The organism is Micromonospora sp. ABR4_055 (assembly GCF_056160425.1).
In genome coordinates this window covers 1-12,709 of the sequence record NZ_JBSWXD010000046.1, presented here as the reverse complement: position 1 = coordinate 12,709, position 12,709 = coordinate 1, and the positions used below count along the sequence as shown (strand labels likewise).

The window sequence follows — 12,709 nt, the reverse complement described above, 5'->3', positions numbered from 1 at the left end:
CGGACCACCGACGCGAACCCGCACCACACCGCAAGGGAGAGGGCATTGACCGACCACCCGGCCGCGCCCGGTACGGCGCGGCGCCTGAGCTGGATCTACCCCGACCGGGGCACCGCCTGGCTGCGGCAGGCCGAGCAGGATGCGGTCTGGGGGCCGTACCAGGAGATCGCCGCCGACCTGGGCCTGGAGTTCACGGTGAACAAGCCCGAAGAAGTCGCGGTCGACGCGACCGACCCGGGGCGGCCCAAGGTCTACCTCGACGGTGCGCCGGTCACCCCGGCCGACACCATCTTCGTCACCTCGCTGTACTCCCTGCCGCACCAGACCCAGGACGTGTGCAACCAGGTGTTCCTGTTCACCATTCTGGAACGGCTCGGCTTCTACCTGCCGATCCCACCGGCGCTGTCCTACATCGGCGAGGACAAGCTGGCCAGCGTGGTGCACCTGGCCGGCAGTCCGATCCCGCTGCTGCCGACGGTCCGGGTGGGCAGCGGCCGGGAGGCGATGGCCGGGCGCAGCGACGCCGCGCTCGCCGCGCTGCCGTTCCCGTTGATCGTCAAACCCGCCTACTGGGGCATGGGCCTGGGCATCTCAGTGGTGCACAACATGCACGACCTGAAAGGCCTTATCGGACTCGCCGGTGGCTCGGACACCGCGCTGGTCGCCCAGCCCTACCTCAAGGTGGTACGCGAACAGCGGGTGTACGTCGTCGACGGGCAGGCGCACACCGTGCTGTACGGCTACAAGGACGGCTACTGCCTGGCCGTCACCAAGGCCAGCGGCGGTCGGCACGAACGCGGCTACTCCGCTCTGCCGCCGGAACTCGCCGACACCGTCGCCTACGTCGCCGAACGGCTGCCCACGCCGTACTTCACTCTGGACTTCCTCTTCGACGGCGAGCGGCACTGGGTGTCGGAGATCGAACTCGACGGCGCGGTCGCGTTCAACGGCATTCCCGAGCAGGACGCCGCCGCCCGGGCGATCGTGCGGGCCCGGTTCGAGGCGTACCTGGCCGGATTCGCCCGGTGGCACGCCGCTGGCGACGACCAGCCGCGTCGGCGGCAGGGATGATCGGCGCGGTGCCCTGGGACGCGCTGCGCGACCAGGCCCGACGTAACGCCGCCGCCGGTGCCCCGGCCGTGCCGGACGCCGCCGCCGGACTCGCCGACCTGCCGGTCACCGGACCGGACGAGATCTTCGCCGTCTCCCACGCGGTGACCCGGCGGACCGGTGCACTGCTGCTGTCCAGCGGCGGCACCACCGGGCAGCCCAAGCTCACCTACGTGGCGTACCACCAGGCCATCGACCGGCTGCTGCAGCAGTGGCGACCGCTGGTCGGCGGTGACCTCCTGCTCAACCTGTTCACCCCCGGAAGGCTGTGGGCGTCGCACTACTACATGCAGGAGCTGGCCGGACGCTGCGGCGCCGACGTGGCACCGTTCGGTCCGATCACCCCCGAGGAGGTCGATGGCTGGCTGCCGACCCTGCGTCGGCTCGGCGTCAACGCGGTCGCCGGCACCCCGACGGCCCTGGCCGACCTGGCCCGGGGCGTACTCGACGCGGGCGCGGCCACCCCGATCGCAAAAATCATCTGGATGGCCGAGCCGTGGACCGAGGAGAAGGCGACCATCGTGCGGAAGGCGTTCCCGCAGGTCCAGCTATGGGGCAACTACGGCTCGGTCGAAACGTACGTCATCGCCACGAACACCCCGGCCTGCGACCCCTCGGTGCTGCACCTGATGCCCGACCAGGTGCTCGAGCTCGACGACGCCGGCGCCCTGCTGTCCAGAGTGGGTGACGGCTGGACGGTGCCGACCGTAAGGTACCGGCTCGGCGACCGGGTCGCGGCGGCGACCTGTGTCTGCGGCCGACCGGACGCGCTGCGGGTGCTGGGCCGCGCCGACGACGCGATCAAGCTGCACGGCGCGCTGGTCGGCATCGGTACGGTGCTGGACATCGTCCGCGCCGCACCAGGGGTACGCGACGCACAGCTGCTGCTGCGGCGGGCCGCCGGTGAACGCCACTCGGTCAGCGCGGTGACCGTGCACTACACCGGGGACGCCGACCCGGCGGCGGTACGCACCCGGTTGCTGCACCAGTTCTACGATCTGGGCGTCGTCGCCCGGCACCACCCGACGGCGGTCGCCGTCGAGCAGGTGCCGCGGCTGCGCCGGGTGGAACGCACCAACAAGATCCCCCCGATGATCTGGCTGGAGCCGACCGGATGACGACCGTGAGCGAGCCGAAGCTGTTGACCAGACTGCGCGGCAACCCGTGGGCGGTGCTGGCCGTCCTGTCGTTGGCGTACTTCCTCACCCAGCTCGATGTGGCGGTGCTCGCCGTCGCGGTACCCAGCATCATGGCCGACCTCGACGCGTCGGCCGACCAGGTGGTGTGGTCGCTGAGCGCCTACATCTTCCTGCTGGCGATGGCTCTGATCACTGCCGGCCGGCTCGGTGACCTCTACGGCCGTCGGCGGATCTTCCTGATCGGGGTCGCCGTCTTCACCGCCGCCAGTGTCGCGGCGGGCCTGGCCCAGGGGCCCGGCCAGCTGATCGCTGCCCGCGCGGTGCAGGGTCTCGGCGCGGCGCTACTCACCCCGCAGACCCTCGCCCTGCTGATGGAGGCCTTCCCACCGGACCGCCGGGGCACGGCGTTCGGCATCCGGGGCGCGGTCGGCGGGATCGCCGCGATCAGCGGACCGGCCGCCGGCGGGGTGCTGGTCAGCACCCTCGACTGGCGGTGGATCTTCTGGCTGAACCTACCGCTCGGGTTGCTGATGCTCGTGGTCGGCCGGCTCGTGCTGCCCGAGGTCGCGCAACGCGTCCGCCGCCGGCTCGACGTGACCGGTGTGGTGCTGGCCTCGGCGGTGTTGTTCTGCCTGGCGTTCGGCATCAGCCAGGGCGAACGGTACGGCTGGAACGCCGGTATCTGGGCGACGCTCGGCGTGTCCGGGGTGTGCGTGGCGGCCTTCCTCGCGCAGCAGCGCCGCCGCCAGGACCGGGAGCCGCTGGTGCCGTTCACCCTGTTCCGGCAGCGCAACTTCCCGCTGATGAACGGCTTCTCGCTGACCACCTCCGGCACCGTCATCGGCCTGGTGCTGGTGCTGTCGCTGTACTTCCAGCAGGTGCTCGGCCTCGACGCGTGGGCCGCCGGGCTGATGATCGTGCCGGCGTCACTGTTCTCCACCCTGCTCGACCCGGTGGCCGGCAAACTCGCCGACCGGGTCCAGGGACGCTACCTGCTGCTGGTCGGGGCGGCGGCCACCGTCGCCGGCATGGCGTGGGCCGCGGTCGAGATGCGCGACGGTGCGACGTGGACGGCGTTCGTCGCCCCGATGTGCGTCATCGGTGTCGGCAACGCTTTCCTGTTCACCCCGCTGGCGGTGGTCGCGTTGTCCGACGTCGAACAGCAGCAGGCCGGCGCCGCGTCCGGGGTGCTGATCACCTCGTTGCAGATCGGTTCGATGCTGGGCGCCGCGGCCGTCGGTGCCCTGCTGCACAATCAGATCGGCGAGGTCGTCACCGTCGGGGCGGCCCGCGCGGCGATGCTGCTGCTGGCCGGGGTGGCCGTGCTGGGCGGCATCGCCTGCCTGGTCGCCGGCCCGAACCTGACCAGGACGACATCGCAACCGTGACGGCGGTCGTCGCCGGCCTGACCGTGGCCCACTGACTTCGCCACCGGTGTGACGCCTCGGCGCGCGGAGCCCAGGTGATCTATCCGCGGCGCGACGTGAGCCGTCAGACGTGCACCACCACGACCCGCTGCTCCTTCGGCCGGTCCAGCTCCTCGACGAGGCGGTTCATGTCGTCCGGGTCGCTGGTCAGCAGCACGACGGGACGCGGCATCTCCAAAGCGGTAACGGCAACCACCGCGTCGATGGCACAACGGTACCCCGACAGCCCGGTCGCTCCGAGAAGTTCACCTGCCCGCCTGCCGATCTGCGGGCTCACCGGCTGCACCACGATCCTCGACAGCACCCTGTGGAGGCGGGCATCACGCGGCCCACCTCGAAGGACCTCCGTCAGCGTGACAGCACTCGCCACGACCCTGGCGCCGCGTTCCCGGGCCGCCTCCAGGAAGGCCCTCGACTTGTTGTCGCCCTGTGCGAGCTTTACCAGGCCTTCGCTGTCGAGTACCAGCGTGCCGCCTGTTCCTACCGCCCGTCTGGCCATGACGCCCTCGCCTCGTCCAACGCGTCAGGTGGCACAGGTCCGTGCTCCGAGCGGAGGAGATCCGAAAGCTCCCCGATGAGATCCGACTCAAGCTGTCGAGCGACCGCTTCAGTCACGTACTGGCTGAACTCCCCCCGGCCCACCCGCTGCTGCACGGCGATAGTCAAGTCTTCTGGCATCGACACACTCACTTTGCGTGCGCGGCCGACCAGCCGGAGCCTGCGGCCAGCGCCGGACGCCTCGCCCACGACGGCTGCTTCCAACTCAGCCAGCAGGTCGGGCGACGCTGCCCCAGGGTCACGAATCGCCTCCAGGACTTCCGGGAGCATCAGACGCAGGCGATCCGCAGGGTCGCCCGCGCCCGGTGGGAGCGGTTCGACAGCCATACGGCCAATGCTACCAGCGGTAGGAACCTTGCGCCGTCACCATCGAAGCGGACGACGGGTCAGCGGCACCCGTTGGGCTTGGTGGCCAGGGGGACTAAATTTGCTCCCTTACTGCCGCCACTATCAACATATAGCGCATAGGTGGTCTTGCGGCAAGACCCGGGTCGTCGCGCACAATCGCGTTCCTACGCCAGTTCTCCGGCATTTGCCAATCGCTGGATGCTGCGCTTTTCCGCCGACCCGAGAATGGAGCTGATCGAGGTGCGCCCGTTGACCACCAGAGCGTTCGATCTCCCCGACCGGCTGCACGCCAAGGCCGACCCGAAACTGATCGCCGACGACGAACGGCATTTCGCGGCCGTCGCACACCGCCTCGATTAGCTGGCCACCGACCTTTCGGAGCGGCTCGACGGGGCCCGGAAGGCACCGGCCGGCGGGGGCCAGCGGGCGTTGGACCGCGACCAGGAGGTCCGTCGACTCACCGTACGGCTGCGGGCGCTGCGCCGGTTCGGCCTCGACCTGTGTCTTGGCCGGATGGTCCCCGACGACCGTTCGAACCCGGTGTACGTCGGACGGCAGGGGCTGACCGACGACACCGGCCGTCAACTGCTGCTCGACTGGCGCTCCCCCGCCGCCGAGCCGTTCTTCGGCGCCACCCACGGCAACCCGATGTGCCTGGTCAGCCGTCGGCGTTACCACTGGACGATGGGCCGGATCAGCGACTACTGGGACGAGGTGTTCAGCGCCGACGCGCTCGACGGGCACGCCGCCCTCGACGACCAGTCGGCCTTCATCGCCAGCCTCGGCGGGCACCGGTCGGACCGGATGCGCGACGTGCTGGCCACCATCGCCGCCGACCAGGACGCCATCATCCGCGCCGGCTCGGCTGGTGCCCTCGTCGTCGACGGCGGACCCGGCACCGGCAAGACCGTCGTCGCCCTGCACCGCACCGCGTACCTGCGCTACCACGACCCCCGACTCGGCCAGCGTCGCGGCGGGGTGCTGTTCGTCGGACCGCACCAGCCCTATCTGGCGTACGTCGCCGACGTCCTGCCCAACCTCGGCGAGGACGACGTGCAGACCTGCACCCTGGCCGGCCTGGTCGCCGAGGGTGCAGGCGCAGCGGCCGAACCCGACCCTGAGGTGGCCCGGCTGAAGTCGTCGGCGCGGTGGGAGGCGGCGGTCGAGGCGGCCGTCCGGTTCTACGAGGAGCCGCCGCAGACCGCGACGACGGTGGCCACCGGTTGGACCGAGCTGACCATCACTCCCGGCGACTGGGCCGACGCGTTCGCCGCACCCGGGCCGGGTGTGCCGCACAACGAGGCCCGCGAGCAGATCATGGACGAACTGCTGACCATTCTGGTCGGTCGCTACGACGGCGACGAGCCGGAAGACCAGGTCCGCGCCGCACTGGACCAGAACCGGTCGCTGCGTACGGCGGTCAACCGGGCCTGGCCGCTGCTCGACCCGGCCGACATCGTCGCCGACCTGTGGTCGGTCCCGGCCTACCTGCGCCGGTGCGCGCCGTGGCTCGACCCGGCCGAGATCCGTACGCTGCAACGCGCCGACCCTCGGGCCTGGACAGTCGAAGACCTGCCGCTGCTGGACGCGGCCCGGCTGCGTCTCGGTGACGCGCAGGCGTCCGACCGCGAGCGGCGGCACCGGGCGGCGGTGGCCGTCGAACGGGTCCACCGGGCCCGGGTGATCGACGACCTACTCGACGCGCACAGCTACGACGACGGCGAAGGCGTCCTGGCGATGCTGCGCCACCAGGATCTGCAGGAAACGCTGATCGACGAGACGGCCGGGCCGGACGCCGACCCGGACGCGTTGGCCGGCCCGTTCGCGCACATCGTGGTCGACGAGGCGCAGGAGTTGACCGACGCGCAGTGGCAGATGCTGCTGCGCCGCTGCCCGTCGCGCAGTTTCACCATCGTCGGTGACCGCGCCCAGGCCCGGCACGGCTTCACCGAGTCGTGGCCGGACCGGCTCGCCCGGATCGGGGGGACCGGACACCCTGCGGGACCTGGTCACCCAGCTCGGACCGCAGGCGCGCGCCGCCACGCCCGGCGAGGCCGCCCGCGCCGGGGACGTCGTCGTGGTGACGACCCCATTCAAGGCCTACCTCGATGTCCCCCATCGCGCCGCTGCGCGGCACGGTCGTCATCGACACCATGAACTACTACCCGGAACGCGACGGCCACTTCCCCGAACTCGACGCCGGCCGGACCACCACCGGCGAACTGCTCCAGGCCCACCTGCCCGAGTCGTTCGTCGTCAAGGCGTTCAGCAACATCTTCTTCAAACACCTGGCCACGCTCGGCCGGCCCGCCGGCGCCGCCGACCGCAGCGCCATCGCCATCGCCGGTGACGACCACAACGCGAAGGCCACCGTCGCCGCCCTCATCGACACAATCGGCTACGACGTCCACGACGCGGGCGCCCTCGCCGACAACCGCCGGTTCGGCCCTGGTACGCCGGCCCACCACGCCTACCTCGACCCGGACGGCATGTTCACCGCCCCCGGCCGGCCGGCCGACGCGGCCCGACTCGCCGAACTCCTCGACAGCAACTGACCGGCCGCCAGCCGGCTAGCAGCCGGCTAGGAGACTCCGTGCCGACCTGCGTCAGGCCACCAGGCCACGACGATAGGCGTAGATCACTGCTTGGACGCGGTCACGCAAATCCAGCTTGGTAAGAATGCGCGAGACGTACGTCTTGACGGTCTCCTGGCTGATCACCATGGCCGCGGCGATCTCGCTGTTCGACAGGCCGTCGGCCATCAGCCGCAGCACCTCCAGTTCGCGCGGGGCCAGCGGGACCTCACCCGACGGGTCAGCGACCGGGCGGACCCGTTCCGCGTACCGGCCCACCAGACCGCGGGTCACCTCCGGAGCGAGCAGCGCCGCGCCGGAGGCGACCGTGCGGATGCCCTGGAGCAGCTGGGCCGGGGGCGCGTCCTTGAGCAGAAATCCGCTCGCCCCGGCGCGCAGCGCCTCGTACACGTACTCGTCGAGGTTGAACGTGGTCACCACGAGCACTTTGACCGGCGCCGCCACCCCCGCGCCCGCCAGCATGCGGGTGGCGGCGATGCCGTTCAGGACCGGCATCCGCACGTCCATCACCACCACGTCCGGGCGCAGCCGGCCAGCCAGGTCAACCGCCGTCTGCCCGTCGCCGCACTCCCCCACCACCTGCAGGTCGGGCTGCGCGCCGATGATCGTGGCGAACCCGGTACGGACCAACGCCTGGTCGTCGCAGACCAGGACCCGCAGCGGCACCGTCATGACGGATCCCCTGCGGGGATCCGGGCGCGGACCACGAACCCGCCGCCGGGCCGCCGTCCGGCGCTGAACTTTCCGCCGAGCGCACCCACCCGCTCACGGAGACCGGCGAGGCCACGCCCGCTGCCACCCGGTGACGCGGCGTTCGACCCTGTGCCGTCGGTGTGAACTTCCACAGTGACCTCCCGCACGTCGTAGCGCACCTGGACCACGGTTCGGCCGCCGTGGTCGTGTTTCAAGGCGTTCGTCAACGACTCCTGGACGACCCGGTACGCTGCGGCCTCGGCGCTTCCGGCCACCTCGGGTGGCCTGCCCTGCTGCGTGAACTCCACCGGCTGCCCGCCTTGCCGGGTTTGTTCAACGAGCGAGGCGAGCGAGTAGAGCGGGCCAACGGAACTGTTCGGACCGGTGTCGCCGTCCGCCGACGTGCGCGCCCCGGTTCCGTGATCCGGATTGAGCAGGTCAAGCAGGTGCCGCAGGTCCCCGACGGCTCGCCGGCCGGTGTCGGTGATCGCGGTCAGGCTCTCGTCGAGACGCTCCGGGGCAGCGGTCAGATATCGTGCCGCCTCAGCCTGCACCACCATCGCGGTCACGTGATGCGTCACCACGTCGTGCAACTCCCTGGCGATCCGGGTACGCTCCGCAGCCCGGGTACGCTCCGCGACATGCCGCCGGTGATCCGCCTCGGCGGCCCGCGACATCCGCAGCCACGACCCGACGCCCCAGGCGAAGGCCAACGCCAGGTAGAAGGTCCCGAACCCGATCACTCCCTCGGTCGAGCCGTGCCGGTGCAACGCGACGGCCAGCACCACGTACCCCACCGTGGCCACCGCGACAGTTGTGCGTCGGTGGCGGCCCAGGTGCAGCCCCGCGCTCAGCAGTGCGATCGGCAGGGCCATACCGGCAACCGTGTGGTAGAAGCGCAGCTGATCGATCGCGAAGCCGAGCGCCACCAGACCGAGGCAGAGGGCCGGCAGGCGCCGTCGCACCACGAGCGGCAGACACTCCAGCGCCAGCACCACGCCGGTCAGCCCGTCGAACGGGCGACTGGGCAGGTCACCGAGCTGTGTTCCACGACTGTGCAGCGCGGGCACCAGCGACGCGACCACGAGCAGCAGCGCGAGCGGCAGATCTCGGACCACGACGTCGGACCGCCGCCACAGCTCCGGCAGGCCCCGGAGATCGATCACCGGGCGACTGTAGCGTTCGTCCTGGCCCGACACGGGACGATGTGACCGCGGCGACGCGCGAGCCACAGAAAGAACACGGTCAGCGCCACCCCGGCGCCGACCGTGTAGAGGCTGCCCTCGGGCCCGAAATCGCCACCGGTCAGCAGATCCGGACCCGACGTCGTCGCTTCCAGCAGCCCATGCGGCTCTCCGTTGCCGGAGACCACCGTGCCGAAAATGCCGGCTGCGACGAAGTTCCAGCCAAAGTGCAACCCGATCGGCACCCACAGATTCCGGGTGGCCGCATAGCAGGCGGCGAGCATGAAGCCGGCCGAGATCACGATGGCGACCGCGCCCCACAGCCCGGCGTCCGGATTGCCCAGATGGAACAGACCGAACAGCACCCCGGTCAGCACCAAGGTGAACCAGGTGCCGAGTCGTTCCTCGACGATCCGGAACAACACGCCACGGAAGAGTAGCTCCTCCGTCACCGAGGCGGCCGCCATGAGACCGAGCAGGTCGGCGGCGCCGCTCACCGAGCCCAGGCCGTGCACGTGGTAGCCGCCGAGGAGGGCGATGTTGGCAATGACGGCGCCGAACATCCCGGCCCCGATCAGCACCCCCACGGCAGTTCTGACGACTGCCCCGGAAGCAGCCACCTCGACGGGGGCGCGCTGTTCGGTGCGCCGCACCACCCACCGGTAGACAAGGACGACGGCGACGCAGGTCACGACACCGATGAGCAAGGTGAGCCAGGCGTTGTCCTGTAATGCAGCGGCGCTGCCGCCACCGACGAAGGCGACTGCCCCGACGGCCACCAACTGTTTCACCAGACGCACGAGGATTCCCTTCACCAGGCCGCGACCTGGGTGCCGCGGCTACGACGAAAACGCTATGGCTGCGACGGACAGCCCACTTCACCCCGCAGTGGACACTTACCGGTAGCTCGCACGGGGGACACGTCCGCCGGGCGACTCGACGTGCCGATCGGTGGCAGGCGTAGATTCGGCGGTCGATGGCCACCTGTGACGATGTCCGCCGGGCGCTCGCCGCCCTCGCCGACCCGCGTCGCGCGGAGCAGGCACGCCGGTTCCTGCAGATCCGACCCGGCGGGTACGGCGAGGGCGACCGGACGATCGGCGTACCGGTGCCGGACCAGCGCCGGGTGGCCGGTCGATACTGGCGTGACCTGTCGTTGGCCGAGACGACCCTGCTGCTGACCAGCGAGGTACACGAGGAGCGGCTGACGGCGATCTTCATCCTGGTGCGGATGTTCGACAAGGGCAGGCAGCGGCAGCGGGCCGCCATCTTCGACACCGTGCTGGCCCACACCGACCGGATCGACAACTGGGACCTGGTCGACTCGTGCGCCCCGTACATCGTCGGGCCGTGGCTGTTGGGCACCGACCGGACGGTGCTGGACCGGCTGGCCGCCTCCGAGCTGGTCTGGGACCGGCGGATCGCGATCATCGCGACGTTCGCCTTCATCCGGGTCGGGGACTTCGACTGGACGTTGCGGCTGGCCGAGCGGCTGCTGCACGACCCGCACGACCTAATCCACAAGGCCGTCGGCTGGATGCTGCGCGAGGTCGGCAACCGCGACCGTACGGTGGCCGAGACGTTCCTGACCCGGCACCAACGCGACATGCCGAGGGTGATGCTGCGGTACGCGATCGAGAAGTTCGAGCCGCAGCGTCGCGCCGCGTACCTCGCCGGCACGGCCTGACCGCGCCAGTGTCCGCCTCACCTGCCCGGCCCGACTTGCGGGGGGTCCGGGTCGCCTACGACACCGTGGCCGGCGACTACGCGGCCCGCATGCCGGACACCCGCGTTGAGGCACCGCTGGATCTCGCCATGATCGACACCTTCGCCGAGGCGGTCCGCTCCAGCGTCGACCCGCTGGTGCTCGACGCGGGCTGCGGTGCGGGTCGGATGAGCCGGTATCTCGCCGACCGGGACTGTCGAGTGGTCGGGGTCGACCTGTCACCAGGCATGATCGCCATGGCCCGCCGCGACCACCGAGGGCTGCCGTTCGCCGTCGGCTCGCTGGCCGACCTTCCGTTCCCGGACTCCCGGTTCGCGGGTGTACTGCTGTGGTACTCGACGATCCACGCGCCACCGGCCGGTCAGGGCCGCGTCTTCGCCGAGGCCGCCCGGGTGCTGCACCCGGGCGGCCGGGCTGCGCGAGGTGTGCCGGCTGGTCCGTCGCGCCCGGGGCGCCGAACGCGAGGACCAGGCGGTCATGCTGGCGACGGTGCGGTGACCCCCGGATGCCCGCCCGACCCCGTGGTCCGGGCGGGCATCCGCAGCTGTCGCGATGTCACTCGCAGAAGACCTTCACCTTGACGTCGGGCTGGTCGACGTCGACCGTGAGATCGTCGAGCTGCTCGACCAGCTCCTCGATGTGCTGCGGCTTGAGCTGGGTCAGGTCGATCGGCACACCCGACTTGGCCAGCTCCGCGTTGACGTGGGTCAGCGCCTGTGGCGGGATCAGGCTGGTGAGCCGGACCCCGGCGCGCAGCAGCTGCAACGGGACCCGGACGTTGACCCGGCCCGGCTCGTCGCCGCTGGGTCCGTCGGCGAAGTCCGCCATCACCCGCAGATACTTCGGCCGGGCCTTCGGGCCGGATGCGCCCCCCGGCGTCGCATCAGGCTGCTCTCGGTCGAGGGCGTCGATCAGCCGCTCGGCCTCCTCAGCGGTGATCTTGCCTTCGGCCAGCATCTCCAGAATCTGGCGGCGCTGCTCGTTCATCGTCACTCCGCTTCGACGGGCTCAGGTCCACCTGGACCTGGCTGCGGCGTTCACCACGCAGCCGGGCGGCGACCCGTCAGCTCTGCTTCACCTTCTGGCGGCCGAGCGCACCGCACCTCAGATCTTCCAGGTGCACGATCAGACCCGCACGCTGGTCACCGCCATGCTGGCCCGGGAACGTCGCGCCGCCACACCCAGCCTGCGCGCCTTGGCAGTGCGCGCCAGGATCGATGCCAACTGATCATGACTGGCACCGGCAAACCGACGCTGTACCTGGTTTCCTCCGCCGCTCCGCCGATTCACAACATCGACGAGTGCGTCGCCCTGTTGCAGGCCGACGGATGGTCGGTGTGCCTGATCGTCACGCCTACTGCGGCGACTTGGATCGACACGGACAGGCTCGCATCCCAGACCGGGTTTCCGGTCGCGTCCCGACTTCGCGCCCCTGACGAGCCCGGAACACTGCCGCGCGCCGACGCCGTCGTGGTGGCACCGGCGTCCTTCAACACGATCAACAAGTGGGCCAGCGGAATCAGCGACAACTTGGCGCTGGGTGTACTCAACGAGGCCCTTGGCACCGGGCTTCCGATAGTCGTCTCACCGTACGCAAAGCCGGCCCTCACCCAGCATCCCGCCTACCGAGCATCCGTCCGGACCCTGTCATACGTCGGCGTCCAGTTCACCGAGGACGAAGCTCTGAAACCACCAATTGGAAGCGACAGATTTCGATGGGGTGTAGTTGCCGAAGCGTTCCGCGCCACCGATTGATCACGCCTCCGCTGAACAGCCACCAGGACAACGCCTCCGCATTCAACAGTTGATCAACGGACCGCCGCCCACGTCGACCGGACGCACGGCCCCGGCGTTGTTCCTCTATGTCTGACTTGATCATTGTTTGTCAGATGTCGTAGACGGCGAAGGTGTCGGCGCGGTCGTGGAGGTC

Annotated in this window: 12 protein-coding genes and 2 pseudogenes; 9 read left to right on the top strand and 5 right to left on the bottom strand. The window is 70.4% G+C overall.

Annotation, left to right across the window (positions count from 1 at the left end):
* Positions 1 to 45 precede the first annotated feature (45 nt).
* The 3 genes from ACXAHD_RS13245 to ACXAHD_RS13235 are packed head-to-tail and all read left to right on the top strand — an operon-like array spanning position 46 to position 3,637.
* Positions 46 to 1,071: an ATP-grasp domain-containing protein gene (locus ACXAHD_RS13245; protein WP_289212517.1), complete on the top strand. Its 1,026-nt coding sequence runs from the start codon at positions 46 to 48 to the stop codon at positions 1,069 to 1,071.
* The gene (locus ACXAHD_RS13240; RefSeq protein WP_475050836.1) at positions 1,026 to 2,228 is read left to right on the top strand and encodes an AMP-binding protein; all 1,203 of its coding nucleotides are present in this window, start codon (positions 1,026 to 1,028) and stop codon (positions 2,226 to 2,228) included. The genes ACXAHD_RS13245 and ACXAHD_RS13240 overlap by 46 nt, the downstream gene beginning before the upstream one ends.
* The gene (locus ACXAHD_RS13235) at positions 2,225 to 3,637 is read left to right on the top strand and encodes an MFS transporter (RefSeq protein WP_475050834.1); all 1,413 of its coding nucleotides are present in this window, start codon (positions 2,225 to 2,227) and stop codon (positions 3,635 to 3,637) included. The genes ACXAHD_RS13240 and ACXAHD_RS13235 overlap by 4 nt, the downstream gene beginning before the upstream one ends.
* Positions 3,638 to 3,740: 103 nt before the next feature.
* Here ACXAHD_RS13235 and ACXAHD_RS13230 read toward each other — a convergent pair whose 3' ends face one another.
* A complete protein-coding gene (locus ACXAHD_RS13230; protein WP_475050832.1) occupies positions 3,741 to 4,175 on the bottom strand; it encodes a type II toxin-antitoxin system VapC family toxin in 435 nt (144 codons plus the stop codon).
* A gap of 632 nt (positions 4,176 to 4,807) precedes the next feature.
* Between ACXAHD_RS13230 and helR the strand changes: the two are divergent.
* The 3 genes and pseudogenes from helR to ACXAHD_RS13215 form a co-directional block, all read left to right on the top strand.
* Positions 4,808 to 6,565, top strand: a pseudogene (gene helR / locus ACXAHD_RS13225) (RNA polymerase recycling motor ATPase HelR); the annotation flags it as partial.
* A pseudogene (locus ACXAHD_RS13220) lies at positions 6,501 to 6,647 on the top strand (hypothetical protein); the annotation flags it as partial. The pseudogenes helR and ACXAHD_RS13220, both read left to right, overlap by 65 nt.
* A gap of 43 nt (positions 6,648 to 6,690) precedes the next feature.
* Positions 6,691 to 7,137, top strand: coding sequence for an NADPH-dependent F420 reductase (locus ACXAHD_RS13215; RefSeq protein WP_348650091.1), 447 nt, complete (start codon positions 6,691 to 6,693; stop codon positions 7,135 to 7,137).
* 51 nt (positions 7,138 to 7,188) lie between these two features.
* Here ACXAHD_RS13215 and ACXAHD_RS13210 read toward each other — a convergent pair whose 3' ends face one another.
* From ACXAHD_RS13210 to ACXAHD_RS13200, 3 genes are read right to left on the bottom strand one after another with little or no spacing between them, the layout of a single operon-like run.
* Positions 7,189 to 7,848, bottom strand: coding sequence for a response regulator (locus ACXAHD_RS13210; protein ID WP_281554044.1), 660 nt, complete (start codon positions 7,846 to 7,848; stop codon positions 7,189 to 7,191).
* Positions 7,845 to 9,035: a sensor histidine kinase gene (locus tag ACXAHD_RS13205; RefSeq protein WP_281554043.1), complete on the bottom strand. Its 1,191-nt coding sequence runs from the start codon at positions 9,033 to 9,035 to the stop codon at positions 7,845 to 7,847. The genes ACXAHD_RS13210 and ACXAHD_RS13205 overlap by 4 nt, the downstream gene beginning before the upstream one ends.
* The gene (locus ACXAHD_RS13200) at positions 9,032 to 9,853 is read right to left on the bottom strand and encodes a CPBP family intramembrane glutamic endopeptidase (protein WP_281555512.1); all 822 of its coding nucleotides are present in this window, start codon (positions 9,851 to 9,853) and stop codon (positions 9,032 to 9,034) included. Before ACXAHD_RS13200 ends, ACXAHD_RS13205 begins: the two co-directional genes overlap by 4 nt.
* 176 nt (positions 9,854 to 10,029) lie before the next feature.
* Between ACXAHD_RS13200 and ACXAHD_RS13195 the strand changes: the two genes are divergently transcribed.
* Complete coding sequence (locus tag ACXAHD_RS13195) at positions 10,030 to 10,740, top strand: DNA alkylation repair protein (protein ID WP_281554042.1); 711 nt, start codon at positions 10,030 to 10,032, stop codon at positions 10,738 to 10,740.
* 8 nt (positions 10,741 to 10,748) lie between these two features.
* On the top strand, positions 10,749 to 11,360 hold the full coding sequence (locus ACXAHD_RS13190; RefSeq protein ID WP_289212514.1) for a class I SAM-dependent methyltransferase: 612 nt from the start codon (positions 10,749 to 10,751) through the stop codon (positions 11,358 to 11,360).
* Here the strand turns inward: ACXAHD_RS13190 and ACXAHD_RS13185 are convergent.
* Positions 11,335 to 11,766: an SHOCT-like domain-containing protein gene (locus ACXAHD_RS13185; protein ID WP_281554040.1), complete on the bottom strand. Its 432-nt coding sequence runs from the start codon at positions 11,764 to 11,766 to the stop codon at positions 11,335 to 11,337. The two genes, ACXAHD_RS13190 and ACXAHD_RS13185, sit on opposite strands and share 26 nt — an antisense overlap.
* Positions 11,767 to 12,009: 243 nt before the next feature.
* Between ACXAHD_RS13185 and ACXAHD_RS13180 the strand changes: the two genes are divergently transcribed.
* Complete coding sequence (locus ACXAHD_RS13180; RefSeq protein WP_475050829.1) at positions 12,010 to 12,534, top strand: flavoprotein; 525 nt, start codon at positions 12,010 to 12,012, stop codon at positions 12,532 to 12,534.
* Positions 12,535 to 12,709 lie beyond the last annotated feature (175 nt).

Excerpts from the sequence above, each read along its gene's own strand:
- ACXAHD_RS13235 (WP_475050834.1), top strand. The coding sequence starts at position 2,225 with ATGACGACCGTGAGCGAGCCGAAGCTGTTGACCAGACTGCGCGGCAAC.
- ACXAHD_RS13230 (WP_475050832.1), bottom strand. The coding sequence starts at position 4,175 with ATGGCCAGACGGGCGGTAGGAACAGGCGGCACGCTGGTACTCGACAGC.
- ACXAHD_RS13215 (WP_348650091.1), top strand. The coding sequence starts at position 6,691 with ATGTCCCCCATCGCGCCGCTGCGCGGCACGGTCGTCATCGACACCATG.
- ACXAHD_RS13210 (WP_281554044.1), bottom strand. The coding sequence starts at position 7,848 with ATGACGGTGCCGCTGCGGGTCCTGGTCTGCGACGACCAGGCGTTGGTC.
- ACXAHD_RS13195 (WP_281554042.1), top strand. The coding sequence starts at position 10,030 with ATGGCCACCTGTGACGATGTCCGCCGGGCGCTCGCCGCCCTCGCCGAC.
- ACXAHD_RS13185 (WP_281554040.1), bottom strand. The coding sequence starts at position 11,766 with ATGAACGAGCAGCGCCGCCAGATTCTGGAGATGCTGGCCGAAGGCAAG.
- ACXAHD_RS13180 (WP_475050829.1), top strand. The coding sequence starts at position 12,010 with ATGACTGGCACCGGCAAACCGACGCTGTACCTGGTTTCCTCCGCCGCT.